General features: G+C 49.3%; 13 protein-coding genes. 10 read left to right on the top strand and 3 right to left on the bottom strand.

Annotated elements, in window-relative coordinates:
• Window positions 1-154 precede the first annotated feature (154 nt).
• Window positions 155-2,074: a translational GTPase TypA gene (typA, locus tag LRP57_RS04940; protein ID WP_231205424.1), complete on the top strand. Its 1,920-nt coding sequence runs from the start codon at window positions 155-157 to the stop codon at window positions 2,072-2,074.
• Here the strand turns inward: typA and LRP57_RS04935 are convergent.
• Window positions 2,065-2,394 (bottom strand): putative acetyltransferase, encoded by a 330-nt coding sequence (locus LRP57_RS04935; RefSeq protein ID WP_231205423.1) that lies wholly within the window; start codon window positions 2,392-2,394, stop codon window positions 2,065-2,067. The genes typA and LRP57_RS04935 overlap by 10 nt on opposite strands.
• Window positions 2,395-2,436: 42 nt before the next feature.
• Here LRP57_RS04935 and fdxA point away from each other — a divergent pair, with 42 nt between their 5' ends.
• From fdxA to LRP57_RS04920, 3 genes are all read left to right on the top strand, one after another.
• Window positions 2,437-2,760 carry a ferredoxin gene (gene fdxA, locus LRP57_RS04930; RefSeq protein ID WP_231205422.1) on the top strand — a complete coding sequence of 108 codons (324 nt, stop codon included), beginning with the start codon at window positions 2,437-2,439 and terminating at the stop codon, window positions 2,758-2,760.
• 54 nt (window positions 2,761-2,814) lie between these two features.
• Entirely contained in the window at window positions 2,815-3,981 is a 1,167-nt protein-coding gene (gene dapC / locus LRP57_RS04925) for a succinyldiaminopimelate transaminase (protein WP_442984708.1), read from the top strand.
• Between the two features lie 146 nt (window positions 3,982-4,127).
• Complete coding sequence (locus tag LRP57_RS04920) at window positions 4,128-5,489, top strand: citrate synthase (protein ID WP_231205420.1); 1,362 nt, start codon at window positions 4,128-4,130, stop codon at window positions 5,487-5,489.
• Between the two features lie 82 nt (window positions 5,490-5,571).
• On the opposite strand, the gene dapD is transcribed toward LRP57_RS04920, so the two are convergent.
• Together dapD and LRP57_RS04910 are read right to left on the bottom strand one after the other, a co-directional pair.
• The gene (gene dapD, locus LRP57_RS04915) at window positions 5,572-6,555 is read right to left on the bottom strand and encodes a 2,3,4,5-tetrahydropyridine-2,6-dicarboxylate N-succinyltransferase (RefSeq protein ID WP_231205419.1); all 984 of its coding nucleotides are present in this window, start codon (window positions 6,553-6,555) and stop codon (window positions 5,572-5,574) included.
• Window positions 6,556-6,711: 156 nt separating this feature from the next.
• Window positions 6,712-7,434, bottom strand: a complete 723-nt coding sequence (locus tag LRP57_RS04910; RefSeq protein ID WP_231205418.1) for a Maf family protein — start codon at window positions 7,432-7,434, stop codon at window positions 6,712-6,714.
• Window positions 7,435-7,653: 219 nt separating this feature from the next.
• Between LRP57_RS04910 and LRP57_RS04905 the strand changes: the two genes are divergently transcribed.
• The 6 genes from LRP57_RS04905 (at window position 7,654) to galE (ending at window position 14,128) form a co-directional block, all read left to right on the top strand.
• Window positions 7,654-8,817: an adenylate/guanylate cyclase domain-containing protein gene (locus LRP57_RS04905; RefSeq protein ID WP_231205417.1), complete on the top strand. Its 1,164-nt coding sequence runs from the start codon at window positions 7,654-7,656 to the stop codon at window positions 8,815-8,817.
• 114 nt (window positions 8,818-8,931) lie between these two features.
• Entirely contained in the window at window positions 8,932-9,612 is a 681-nt protein-coding gene (locus LRP57_RS04900; RefSeq protein WP_231205416.1) for a response regulator transcription factor, read from the top strand.
• A gap of 98 nt (window positions 9,613-9,710) precedes the next feature.
• A complete protein-coding gene (locus tag LRP57_RS04895) occupies window positions 9,711-11,036 on the top strand; it encodes a HAMP domain-containing sensor histidine kinase (protein WP_231205415.1) in 1,326 nt (441 codons plus the stop codon).
• A gap of 140 nt (window positions 11,037-11,176) precedes the next feature.
• On the top strand, window positions 11,177-12,367 hold the full coding sequence (locus LRP57_RS04890) for a 5-(carboxyamino)imidazole ribonucleotide synthase (RefSeq protein WP_231205414.1): 1,191 nt from the start codon (window positions 11,177-11,179) through the stop codon (window positions 12,365-12,367).
• A gap of 56 nt (window positions 12,368-12,423) precedes the next feature.
• The gene (purE, locus tag LRP57_RS04885; RefSeq protein ID WP_231205413.1) at window positions 12,424-12,990 is read left to right on the top strand and encodes a 5-(carboxyamino)imidazole ribonucleotide mutase; all 567 of its coding nucleotides are present in this window, start codon (window positions 12,424-12,426) and stop codon (window positions 12,988-12,990) included.
• Window positions 12,991-13,135: 145 nt separating this feature from the next.
• The gene (gene galE / locus LRP57_RS04880; protein ID WP_231205412.1) at window positions 13,136-14,128 is read left to right on the top strand and encodes a UDP-glucose 4-epimerase GalE; all 993 of its coding nucleotides are present in this window, start codon (window positions 13,136-13,138) and stop codon (window positions 14,126-14,128) included.
• Window positions 14,129-14,203 lie beyond the last annotated feature (75 nt).

Here is a 14,203-nt window from a genome sequence, read left to right as displayed (position 1 = left end):
AAGGATGAAGATAGGCCAAAGGTGAGGAAACAGATAGGCTGGATGTCAGTGGATCGCGCTCATGTCTGAAAGTGTTTCGGGTAGGAACGTGACTGTGTACGAGCGAAAATATGATTCGCGCGGCCTTAGAAGGCCTCATCCAAGGAGGAAACTTATGCCCCAGCGCTCAGATTTGCGCAATGTTGCTATTGTCGCCCATGTCGATCATGGGAAAACGACTTTAGTAGATGCGATGTTGTGGCAATCAGGCGCTTTCAATGAGCGTGACACTGTTGAAAAAACCGGCGAACGTGTAATGGATTCGGGTGATCTTGAACGCGAAAAAGGTATTACGATCCTCGCGAAAAACACGGCTGTTCATTATCGTGGTCCGGCTGCTCATGAAATCGGGGCTGTAGATGGTGTCATCATCAATGTAATTGACACGCCTGGACACGCTGATTTTGGTGGCGAAGTTGAGCGTGGCCTTTCGATGGTCGATGGTGTGGTTTTGCTGGTTGACGCTTCAGAAGGCCCTTTGCCGCAAACACGTTTTGTTTTGCGTAAAGCCCTCCACGCGCAGCTTCCTGTCATTGTTGTGGTCAATAAAGTTGATCGCCCTGATTCACGTATCGAAGAAGTTGTCTCTGAGACAACAGATTTGCTTTTGTCCTTGGCTGAGGACCTGATGAATGAGGGCATAGAAGCAGATGTCGATGCTTTGCTTGATGTCCCGGTTGTGTACGCCTCAGCAAAAGCAGGTGTGTCCTCGTTGACAAATCCAGGTGACGGTCAGTTACCTACTGAGGATTTAGAACCGTTGTTCCGCACGATTTTAACTCGTATTCCAGGGCCAACGTATGAGGATGACATGCCTTTACAAGCGCATGTGACTAACTTGGATGCTTCTCCTTTCTTGGGGCGTTTGGCTTTGCTTCGCGTTCATAATGGAACTTTGCGTAAAGGCGCGACAGTAGGTTTGGCTCGACATGATGGTTCAGTAAAAACTGTGCGTATTACTGAGCTGTTAATGACAGAGGGTTTGCAACGCTATTCGGCTGAATCAGCTGCTCCGGGTGATATTGTCGCGGTTGCAGGTATTGATGACATCACTATTGGTGAATCTTTAGTCGATATGGATGATCCTCGTCCTTTGCCATTAATTACGGTGGATGATCCTGCGATTTCTATGACTATTGGGATTAATACGTCTCCGATGGCTGGTCGTGTCAAAGGAGCGAAAGTAACGGCTCGTCAGGTAAAAGACCGTTTAGATCGTGAGCTAGTTGGCAATGTGTCCTTACGTGTTTTACCAACAGAACGTCCAGATGCGTGGGAGGTTCAAGGTCGTGGTGAACTTGCTTTAGCTATTTTGGTTGAACAGATGCGTCGTGAGGGTTTTGAGCTCACTGTTGGTAAACCTCAGGTTGTTACTAAAGAAATTGATGGTGTGACGCAAGAACCAATGGAGCGAATGACCATTGATATTCCTGAGGAATATATGGGTGCGGTGACGCAGCTCATGGCTCAACGTAAAGGCCGTATGGAAACAATGGCAAATCATGGGTCCGGTTGGATGCGTATGGAGTTCTTAGTTCCGGCACGTGGCCTCATTGGTTTCCGTACACGTTTCTTAACAGAGACACGTGGTACAGGTATTGCTTCGTCGATTGCTGAAGGTTACGCTCCGTGGCAAGGCCCAATTGAGCAGCGTCTGACAGGTTCTTTAGTTGCTGATCGTGCAGGTCAAGCAACCCCTTATGCAATGATTAACTTGCAAGAACGCGGTACTTTTATTATTGAAGCAGGTTCAGAAGTGTATGAGGGGCAAGTTGTCGGCGAAAATTCTCGCGCAGAGGATATGGATGTCAATATTACTCGTGAGAAAAAGCAAACAAATACCCGCTCAGCTACAGCAGATGTCTATGAAGGATTGACTCCTTCGCGCCGTTTAACTTTGGAAGAATCATTGGAACATGCAGCAAATGATGAGTGTGTGGAAGTGACTCCTGAAGCGGTTCGTATCCGTAAAGTAGTTTTGGATAGTCAAGAGCGTTTCAAAATTGCTGCACGAGAACGTCGTGCTCAGCGGTGATCTTCGTTGCGATGATTATGTGATGCCTGTGCTGTGAAAGTGTCTGTGGAATATGTTTGCCTTATTTCTTCACGTGTCATCATGGTGGGGATTTGAGGCGGTGGGGGTACAGTTTTTCCCGTGACCATAGTGGAAGCTTCGACGCGAACCAATCCTCGCTTTGTGTAGATAATCACATGATCTGGTGCTGTTTCGCGGAGTTCTCCCAGCGCATCATGAAGTCCATCAGCCAAACGGTAGCGGACAACAACACGTGTCCCAGGCTTCCATTGCATCCACGGTAACGATGGAATGGGCATGGACTCGGCATTACGTGACATGTGGGAGATAATAGTCGTAATACCTGTGAGAAGGAGGAGTCCATGACGTATGTCATCGCCCAGCCTTGTGTTGACGTGAAAGACCGGGCATGTGTAGATGAGTGTCCGGTGGACTGTATTTATGAGGGTGCGCGTACTTTGTACATTCATCCTGAAGAATGCGTAGACTGTGGGGCATGTGAGCCTGTGTGCCCGACAGAAGCAATTTTCTATGAGGATGACCTCCCTGAAGAATGGTCAGATTACTATCGGGCAAATGTTGATTTCTTTAAGGATTTAGGTTCGCCTGGCGGTGCTCAGCGTGCTGGTGTGCAAGATTTTGATGATGAGATGATTGCGGCTTTACCTCCGCAGAACCAGGATTAAAAATCGCATCTTGCGCTGTAATGTGCTGCGAGTGACTTGAGAGAGATGGTTCAAGTGAGTGTGCCTCGCCCGTTGAATTTACCTGATTTTCCATGGGATTCTTTGCGCCCCTATCGCAAGAAAGCTGCTGAGCATCCTGACGGAGTATGTGACTTGTCGGTGGGGACGCCTGTGGATGAAACGCCGCTGTGTGTGCGTGAGGCTTTAGCGCAGGCTTCCCAAGCGCCTGGTTATCCGACGGTTATTGGTACTGATGAGGTACGCGAGGCAATTCTGCGCTGGTGCCGCCGCCGCTCCATGATTGATGTGGGGCATACGGGTGTGATTCCTACGATTGGTTCTAAAGAAGCGGTTGCGTGGCTTCCTTTTATTTTGGGTGTGCGTCCAGGGGATGTCGTTTTGGTTCCAGAATGTGCGTACCCTACCTATGATGTGGGGGCGCGTTTAGCGGGTGCGGTTGCGATTCCTGTAGATCCGTACGCTATAGATACCTGGCCTGATGCTCAGCTCGTATGGTTGAATTCACCTGGGAATCCCGATGGGCATGTTTTATCTGTGCAACAGTTGCGTGCGGTACGTGAATGGGCTGCCCGTCGTGGAGCGATTGTTATTTCTGATGAGTGTTATGCCTCTTTACCCTGGGAAGAACCTTATGCTTCACAAGGGGTTCCCTCTCTTTTAGATGAGCGTGTATGCGAGGGGGACCCGACGGGTCTGTTGGTTGTGTATTCACTGTCAAAACAGTCGAATCTTGCAGGTTACCGCGCTGGTCTGTTGGTGGGAGATCCGGCTTTGGTTTCTCTGGTCGTTCAGTTGCGTAAACATTCAGGAATGATGGTGCCAACTCCTGTACAACATGCGATGGCCGTTGCTTTAGATGATGTGCAACATGTGGATGAGCAGCGTGAACGTTATCGTGTGCGCCGTGAGTGTTTGTTAGCGGCTTTGCAGGGAACAGATTTGGTGTGTGATCCGCTTTCGGTTGCGGGCTTGTATTTGTGGGTGCGTCAAGCACAGCAAGGTGAGGATGCTGCGACTGTTTTTTCCCGAGGCGGAGGTGATTCGTGGGCTTTGGTGGATCGTTTTGCTCGTGCGGGGATTGTGGTTGCTCCGGGTGATTTTTATGGTGAGGCGGCCCGTGGTGCGGTGCGTGTGGCTTTGACGGCTAGTGATGATCGTATTCGCGCGGCGGCTTTGCGTATTTCGGCTATGACACGGTAAAACAGTAAAAGGAGTAAGGGTTAAAAGTAAAACTCCTGCAATATAGAGCAAGAAGTAGTAAAGTTTAGGACTAGGGTCCCATTTTGAATGAGATGCCAAGGTCGAGACAACAAAGACGATGCTCGTCGCGCCGACAGGAGGATACGATGTCCCAAGAAAATACACCACACCACGATGAAGGTGACCTAGATTCAAATCTGCGCACACACGTTCCCGCATACCTGACCATCGGTGAAAATAGTCTGGAATTACCACGCCAACAAGCCACGGCAGGTACAGATGGTATTCGTATTGGTCGTCTCATGTCAGATGCCAATGTGGTCACACTGGACACAGGTTTTACAAATACGGCCTCATGCCAATCAGCTATTACGTATATCGACGGGGAAGCTGGTATCTTGCGATACCGCGGTTATCCCATTGAACAACTTGCGAAACATTCATCATTCCTTGAAGTTGCCTACCTGCTGATTCACGGAGATTTACCGGATGCTTCTACTTTGGAAGCATTCATTCGTCGCGTCCAAAGACACAGGCTTCTACATGAAGATTTCAAAGCCTTCTTTACAGCTTTCCCGCATAAAGGTCATCCGATGGCAATTTTGCAGGCAGGTATTGCTGGCTTGGCAACATACTACGAGGACACCTTGAACCCGCGTGATGAAAAACAACTGCAAGATGCTCTTGTTTTATTGATCGCAAAAGTGCCGACAATGATTTCGTATATTGCAAAACGGGCCGCCGGATTACCGCTACTATACCCCGATGCACAACGCAGCTATATTGAAGATTTCATTCGTCTTACTTTCGGCATGCCCTTCCAAGCCTACGATATCGACCCTGCTTTAGTACGTGCGCTCGATATGCTCCTTATCCTGCATGCCGATCATGAACAAAACTGCTCAACCTCGACAGTCCGACTTGTGGGTTCCTCCCAAGCGAACCTGTATGCCTCGGTTGCTGCTGGTGTAGGTGCGCTCGCCGGACCGCTCCACGGTGGGGCAAATGAAGCTGTGTTACGCATGCTCCACAGTATTCGCGATACGGGAGAAAGCGTACGCACATTTGTTGAACGAGTGAAAAATAAAGATGAACATGTGCGTCTCATGGGCTTTGGGCACCGCGTGTACAAAAACTACGACCCACGTGCTGCCTTAGTGAAAGAAACAGCTCATGATGTCCTTTCGCGTCTAGGTAAGCGTGATGAACTTTTAGATATCGCAATGGAACTTGAAGACATCGCCCTCAGCGATGACTACTTCAAGGAACGTAAACTGTATCCGAATGTTGATTTCTATACGGGTCTTATTTACTCAGCAATGGGTTTCCCCACCAAGATGTTCACACCGCTTTTTGCTTTAGGGCGTTTACCGGGCTGGATTGCGCAATACGTTGAAATGACACGTGACCCAGAAAATAAGATTGGTCGTCCGCGACAGGTATATGTAGGCGAAACCTATCGTGACTACATACCTTTACGTCAGCGTTCGTCGCGTCGAGTGCTCTGAGTCGGAAAAGCGAGCGGGGGCTGCTGGAAAATATTCCAGCAGCCCCCGATGACTTATTCATATCGTATGAGAGAGGAATAAGTCAGTTTGTCGAATGCAACTCATCATTCAAAACGATGCCATGACCACCACGCGCCAGAGCCTCGACGCGACCAGAGAGTGAATTACGGCGGAACAAAACATTGGAAGCGCCAGCTAATTCACGCGCCGACACGGTGCGTGGCTCAGCGAAAAGACCATGCGCATTAGGGATAACTCCACCTGAAGGCATAAGAGTGACTTTTGTTCCTGCCGTCAAATATAGGCCAGCTTCAACAACACAATCATCCCCTAGTGGAATACCTAGACCAGAATTTGCTCCCAAAAGGCAACGCTTACCTAAACGCACCCGTTCTTTACCTCCACCGGATAACGTGCCCATTGTGGATGCCCCGCCACCAACATCAGATCCATCATCAATGACAACGCCTTGTGAAATACGGCCTTCCACCATGGAACGTCCAAGAGTTCCTGCATTGAAATTGACGAATCCTGCGTGCATCACTGTTGTGCCTTCGGCTAAATGTGCGCCTAAACGGACTTTAGCTCCATCGGCAATACGTACACCGGAAGGAAGGACATAGTTGACCATTGGTGGGAATTTATCCACACCCATGACGGTGACAGGGTGACCTAAATGTGCGCGCAGACGTAAACGTGTTTCTTCGAAATCTTCTACTGGGCAGGGGCCAACAGAAGTCCAGACAACGTTGGGTAGGCGTGAAAAAATGCCATCAAGATTAATTGTGTTGGGTTGAACAAGCCGATGGGACAGCAAATGTAGTCGCAGGTAAGCATCTGCGGTGGATTGGGGTTGATCTTCTAAATCAGTGCTGCACACAACTACCGTGGTACGCACACGTCGAGCATCATCTGTTTTTTGCAGTGTGCTGAGCGTGTCAAGAAGCTGTGCGTCCCCATTTTCTGGACGTTCACCAAGGTGCGGGTCAGGAAACCAGACATCTAAAGTACATCCACTGAGTGTGACTGTTGCCAGGCCAATACCCCATGCTTTCGTTGTATCCATCCCCTCACTTTATGAGAGAGGCTCAGGATAGGCCTGTTTATTCCATACCGTGGCCATCTTTCGTGTACGCGCAAGAGCAAAGAGGGGTGGACTCTGCATGTGGAGGTATTGAGCAGGCCGCCTTTCGAACAGAATATCGTGGAGATATGCCATTGCCTATTGGCGACGGTGATCCCACAAATCGGGCCAGAAAACACCGAGTTCGTTGGCAAGAGAACGCAGCAGAGGTAAAGAAATGCCAACGACGCTGTGATGGTCACCTTCCACGCCTGTGATGAAAGGCCCTCCAAGTCCATCGATTGTGAAAGAACCGGCAACATGTAATGGTTCGCCTGAATCAACATAGGCGTCGATCTCTGCATCACTTATATCGCCAAAATGAACCAAGGTGGAAGCACTTGCGGTCTTATAACCGATGAGGTCACGGTGACCATTCGTTCGAGTTTCGCTAAGTAATGCTAGGTGATGTCCGGTCCACAGTGTGGCTTGCGTGCGGCGCATATGACGGATACGTTCCCGAGCAATATCGGGGGCATGTGGCTTACCTGCCATTTTCCCATCTATTTCAAGCATGGAGTCGCAGCCAACAACCAGTAATTTCTCATGTGCAGGTATATCGTTCAGATCCTCTGGATTTTCTGGCGCATGATCTGTTTGTGGGTGGCAGAGTATAGAAACAACCGCCATGCATTTTTCTTGTGCGAGTATGCTTACTTCATCTGCTGGGGTCGTGTTCCCGCCGCTAAAAGCCCGACCGCCTGGAAGCTGGCGAAGAACAGCATCTTCGTCGATGTCAGATATTCGGACAATGGGAGTAATACCTGCATGTATCAAAGTGCTACGACGTGCAGGTGAGCGTGAGGCAAGTACAAGGCGCATAGAAGTATTGTCTCTGATTATGTAAAAAAGTGTGATGAGGTGGCATGAAATATGACGAACTGGATCACCAAGATGATAATATGCGTGAGTTGCATTACACTGGAGAGTGATAGCTGACACACTTTGGAGGTGTGGGTACCTGTGAACACCCAACGGTGTGACCATTTTAGAGAACTTTTGCCCTCTGGCACTGCTGTGTATGAAAAACAGCGTGAGGACATGAGTTCTTTCGTTGCACCCGCTGAAAGTGCGCACGCGACTGCTGTCTCTGCCCCAGTGCCTATGGATACATCAGCCTCTGAAACCCTCCAGACCCATATGAAATCCTCCTATCTGCATGATGTGGAAGTGCCCGAAAATACTCACAATAAAAACTGTGAGCAGGAGTCACTGACTTCAGAAATATCTCAATGGTTGCGTGGCGGTACACCGGTATATAGTGCCCAAGATCTAGCGTCATGTACGGGTAGTAGCATCGAAGCTGTATGTGATTATTGGGCGCATATGGGTTTTCCTGTGCGTGATGAATGTGCGGTTGCTTTTACTCAGCGAGATTTAACGGTCTACGCATTGTGGGCTGATCTTTTGCAATCAGGTGCTATTGATAGGTCAACAAGCAGGTCGCTTCTGCGTGCAAATGCGCATCTTGCCGATCGATTAGGCCTATGGCAAGTGGAAGCCTTGGTTGATGATGTTGTGCGACGGATGAGTGTGAATGATACGCAGGCACGTGAAGTTGTTTTGCGAACAATGCAGGAAAAAGTCGCCGTCTTTGAAAAAATGTTTACGCACTCGTGGCAACGGCAATTAGAGGCACTACTTACTCGTACTGAAAAAGAAATATCCAAGCGTAGCGGTGATGATATGCGCGCCCGATTCCCGCTGAATCGTTCTTTAGGTTTTGTTGATATGGTCTCCTACACTTCCTCGTCAACGATTTTAGGTGGAGCGCTTGTTGATCTCATTGGACATTTTGAGGACGCATGTCGAACGGCTGTAACTGAGGCCGGCGGTAGGGTTGTCAAAATGATTGGTGATGCTGTTTTATACATCGCTGATGATTTACCTACGGGTCTGAAAGTGGCAATGGATCTGGTTGAACGTTTGAGTGCAGATGATGAGATTTTGCCTGTGCGTGCCTCTTTTGTTCGAGGCGATGTCTTTTCGCGTTCAGGTGATGTTTTTGGGCCAACGGTGAATTTGGCATCACGTTTAGTGGATATCGCGCCCGTGGGAAAAATTTTGACCGACCCGACAACTGCCGCGGCAATTGCTGCAGGGCAAGGTGGGGATGGGTACCACTTGGAAGAATTTCCCAGCGCTCAATTGCGAGGCTTTGGAACGATCGCGCCCTATGTGGTTTCTGAACATCGGACACAATGATCTGAATTTTTATGGCATTTTCCCTCTGTTTCACAATTTTACTATGTGAGCAAAAGGGAGTGAAAAGGTCAAAAAATATGAAAGTTTTATCAGGTAATAGTATAGGATAGCTACGTGACTATAGTGCTTCTTGTTGAGGATGATCCAGCAATCGCCGAACCACTTGCTCGTGCGCTCGGACGAGAAGGTTACGACGTGCGTGCGCATGGCACGGGTCGAGGTGCCCTAAATGAAGTTGACGGTGCTGATCTTGTAGTTCTTGACCTAGGCCTGCCTGATATGGACGGTCTTGAAGTTGCGCGTGAGATCCGTGCGGCCGGTCGGGCAACTCCTATTCTTATTTTGACAGCCCGAACAGATGAAGTTGATATGGTTGTTGGCCTTGATGCGGGTGCAGATGACTATGTGACTAAACCATTTAGGCTTGCTGAATTGTTGGCACGTGTACGTGCTTTACTGCGTCGCACAGTGGGTGAGACACCAGAAACGGACCTATGCGCGCAAGACGTGCGGGTAGATGTCCATGCTCATCGAGCTTTTATAGCCGATCAGGAACTTCAACTCACCGCTAAAGAATTTGATTTACTTCGTGTCCTTGTCCGTGAAGCCGGCAACGTTGTTGAACGCGATATTTTGATGCGCGAAGTCTGGGGTTCTGATCCAGCAGGCTCAACCAAGACTCTTGATATGCACGTGTCATGGTTACGACGCAAACTCGGTGACGATGCTGCTGATCCTCGCTACATTGCCACTGTACGAGGAATGGGTTTCCGTTTCGAGAAAGCCAGTCGATAACATACTTTTAATGCGTAAGCTCGGCTCAAAAGCCGAGCTTTCGTGTATTACCGGTACCCGCATAGCTATAGTGTGGCGCACCCCAGCAGGAGGAAAGAATGCGCAAAAGAACCGTTCGTATGATTCTGACGGCCGTCACAGTAGTAGCACTACTTTTAGGGATTCCCGGCGCTTTCGCGGCCTCTGTTTTTCAATGGCATTCTGAACAACGCGCATTGGATACGCGGGTCACCTCACTGGTGCGTGCGCTGGAACGTCGTATCCAACTGGGACACGAGATCACCGAAACAACAATTGAAGCGTGGACACTTCCCTCAAAGGAAGATCCGATGAGTGCGTGGACCCGTGTGGTCCTACCCAAAGGGCAAGTAATTACAGCAGGCACGCCGCACACAGGACTACGACTAACCTCCTCCACAGTATCTTCCACTCATATTCGTGTGCGTATGGATGTATCAGCCTATCCTGCGATTGAAAAAATTTTTTATGTGTGCCTGCTTTTCTTGGGCGGAGTAGTTTTTTCCCTCATCGTCGGCTGGATTATGGCTAATCGTTTCTCACGTAAGCTCTCTGCCCCTCTCATTTACCTATCCGCCCAAGCTGAGCAAATTGGGTCAGGGCATGTGCGGGCACGAGTCAAACCCTCTGGCATAGAAGAAATTGACCTCGTCCAAGAAGAACTCGTTCGTACCGGTGAACGTATGGCAGGACGTCTGGCTGCTGAACGACAATTTGCCGCCGATGCCTCACATCAGTTGCGTACTCCATTGACAGCTTTATCGATGCGCCTAGAAGAAATCGAACTGATTACTACGCAGGATGAAGTACGTGAAGAAGTACATTCATGCCTTGAACAAGTTGAACGTCTCACAGGTGTTCTCACGGATTTACTTGACGCAAATGCCCGCGGAGGAGGTCGTACAGAGGCTATTCATATCCTCGAAGTATTTAATACGCAGCGCGAAGAATGGGAAAACACATTTGAAAATGCTGGTCGCTCCCTCGTATTTACTGATGAGGCTGAATGTCCTCTTTTGGCAGATAACGCCAAACTTGGTCAAGTGCTTGCTACCCTCATTGAAAACTCGTTGAACTACGGTGAGGGGATAACTCGCGTTATTGCTCGACGTTCCTCAAATAAGCGTGGTGTGGTTATTGATGTATCCGATGAGGGACAAGGAATTGATCCTGATTTTTCTGCGGAAATCTTTGAATATGGAATATCTGGACACGGTTCAACAGGAATTGGTTTAGCACTGGCGAAAGACCTCACAAATGCTATGGGAGGGCGTTTAGAACTCGCTCAGGCTCAGCCACCGATTTTCCGTCTTTCACTTGCCGCAGTTCCGGCCTCGCTTGATCCTAACCGTGTGATGCCAGTGGGTCCTCTTGTTTCTATGGGGCGACGGTCACGACGATTCTAAAAAGAGCATTTTCACTGTGCGCTCAGTGACACCTGCAAAAGCCTACAGACTCAATGATTATGCTCATGAGCCACTGGCTTATCTGTGTCTCACAATGAGCTTTACTTACCGTTACATGACAAGCGCGATAAAGTGGGAGAGTGGATCAACATCTTTGCACACGTCCTGTCCTCGCTGTTATTGGTGGAGGCCAGCTTGCCCGCATGATGCAAGAAAGCGCTATAGCGCTAGGAATAGACTTGCGTCCCCTTGTGGAAAGTCCCGATGGATCCACTGGGCAAGTGGTTGTTGACGCGCCCGTGGGTAGTCCAACACAGATACGTGATGTAGAGGCACTCATTTACGGCGCTGACGCTTTAACATTTGAACACGAACATATTGGACAAGATATCCTCACTGATCTTCCAGAGGGCCTGCCAATCCATCCCAGTGCCTCGGCGCTCCTTTATGCGCAAGACAAAATCGCCATGAGGAAAAAACTCACACAGCTGGGAATCCCATGCCCCCGCTGGGCTGAAATCACCACGGCTGACGAACTGGAATCTTTCGCGCAAAAAGTAGGCTGGCCCCTGATCGTCAAAACACCGACAGGTGGCTATGACGGTCACGGTGTGCGCCTCATAAAGGCAACCCATGACATTGATGACTGGTTAGCGCGCGGGAAACCGCTCCTTGCAGAAGAAAAAGTTCCTTTTATCGCTGAAGCTGCGGCTCTTTTGGCACGTAGGCCCTCAGGAGAAATACGTTCATGGCCTCTGGCCACCACTGAACAAGCGCACGGGGTGTGCTCAATTGTGACTGCTCCTGCACAGGGACTTTCTGCTGATCTCATGGAAACTGGCATAAAAATTGGACGCACAATCGCTGAGGCGCTTGACGTGACCGGAGTACTTGCAGTGGAACTTTTCGTTGTTTCCACAGATAAAGGTATGAAATTGCTGGTAAATGAATTAGCGATGCGCCCGCATAATTCAGGGCACTGGACCATTGATGGCTCTGTGACCAGCCAATTTGAACAACACATTCGCGCAGTTTTAGACCTTCCACTTGGTAGCACAGATATGCTTCGACCTGACTGCGTGACGGTGATGGCGAATCTTCTGGGATCAGAGCTACCTGAGCCTGCGCGCGCACTGCCGGAAGCTTTAGCGGTGGACCCTGCTGTGCGTGTTCATCTCTATGGGAAAGAAGTGCGACCGGGCCGTAAACTTGGTCACGTAAATGTGGTGGATAAAGACCCTGCCCGCGCACGTGACCTCGCTATACGCGCGGTTGAAGCTTTAGCTGGTCATAGTGACAAAGCTGCAAACAGCGGCACCGAGAAAGACTGAGATTATTCCAGCGTGGCATGAAGAAGAATCTATCGGTGCGAACGAAAAGGAAAAAAATGAATTTACCTGAGGATCTTTTGCTCAAAGCAACAGGGGCACAACCTGTCGTTGGAGTTGTGATGGGGTCAGATTCGGATTGGTCAGTGATGAGTGCTGCGGTGGAGGCGCTCGCAGAATTCGACATCGCATGTGAAGTAGGTGTGCTCTCTGCGCACCGTATGCCAGAGGATATGGTGGCGTATGGGCGTATGGCTGCAGAACGTGGGTTACGTGTCATCATTGCTGGCGCAGGGGGAGCAGCTCATTTACCGGGGATGCTTGCTGCTTTAACGGAGCTACCGGTTATTGGTGTTCCTGTTCCTTTATCTCATGTCGATGGAATGGATTCCCTTCTGTCAATTGTGCAAATGCCTGCGGGCGTACCGGTTGCTACGGTGTCGATTGCTGGTGCGCGTAATGCTGGGCTACTTGCAGCACGAATCCTAGGTGCCGGTCAGGACGAAAATGCAGCTTTCTTGCGTGAAAGAATGCGTTCTTTCCAAAGAGAATTACGTGCTGTTGCTGTAGCAAAAGGTGAAGCGCTTACATACCGAGTGAATGAGGATAGGTCCACCTGCTCATGAGTGTGGTACCGACATAAAAAGTATGTATATATCATGTGAATGTGTCGTACGCGCTCAGGTTGAACGAATGAAAATTATTGTGTTATAGAAATATGATTCAGTGTGTCTATCTGCAAAGAGTGGGATAGGGCGCTAGGCTGGAAATATGAGTATTCTTGTTACTGGCGGCGCGGGTTATATCGGTGCGCATGTGGTAAGGCTGCTTGAGCAGTCTGGTGAAAAAGTTGTCGTTGTTGATAACTTATCAACGGGACGCGTAGAGCGCATAGGTGGAGCAAAACTGATAACCGTTGATATTGCTACGGATAAAGCGCGGACACTGCTGGCAAATCTGATGGTTGATGAGGATGTTTCCGCTGTTATCCATTTTGCAGCGCGTAAACAAGTGGGTGAGTCAGTAGAACGACCAGCTTGGTACTATCAGCAAAATATCGGTGGCCTCGCAAATATCCTCATGGCTATGGGAGAAACCGGTGTTGACCGAATGATTTTCTCATCCTCTGCCGCCGTGTATGGGATGCCACCCGTTGAAGTTGTTAGTGAGGATGAGCAATGCCACCCCATTAATCCATACGGGGAAACAAAACTTATCGGTGAGTGGATGATGGCTGACTGTGAACGTGCATGGGGGCTGAACTGGATAGGTTTACGCTACTTTAATGTTGCCGGAACAGGATGGGTTGACCTTGAAGATCCAGCAATTTTGAACTTAGTTCCTATGGTTCTTGACCGATTAGCTAAAAATGAGCCACCGAAAATCTTCGGCACAGACTATCCCACACCAGATGGGACCTGTATCCGTGACTACATCCACGTCCTTGATTTGGCTCATGCTCATATTGCTGCTCTGCGGGCGCTCGAATCAGGAAAACCAGGACACCGCACCTACAATGTGGGCACAGGGGAGGGGACCTCTGTACGAGAAATTATTGAGGGAATACGACGGATTTCCGGATGGGAATTTCCTGTAGATGAATTGCCTCGCCGCGCAGGTGATCCACCGAAGCTCATCGGTAACGCTGAAAATATTTCTCACGATCTTGGATGGAAAGCTCAGCAGAGCGTGGAGGACATCCTCATATCTGCATGGGAAGCATGGCAGCAAGGACCTAGGCGTATTACTGTTCCTACGGAATAATCCATTACCTACACGTAAAGAAATCCTCTGTGTCACTGATGCGGAGGATTTCTTTGTATGCCGGTACTATCCCGA

This window comes from Schaalia sp. lx-260 (genome assembly GCF_021083645.1).
Classification (GTDB): domain Bacteria; phylum Actinomycetota; class Actinomycetes; order Actinomycetales; family Actinomycetaceae; genus Pauljensenia.
The sequence above is the reverse complement of the archived record's forward strand: the minus strand, read 5'-3'. Positions and strand labels throughout refer to the sequence as shown.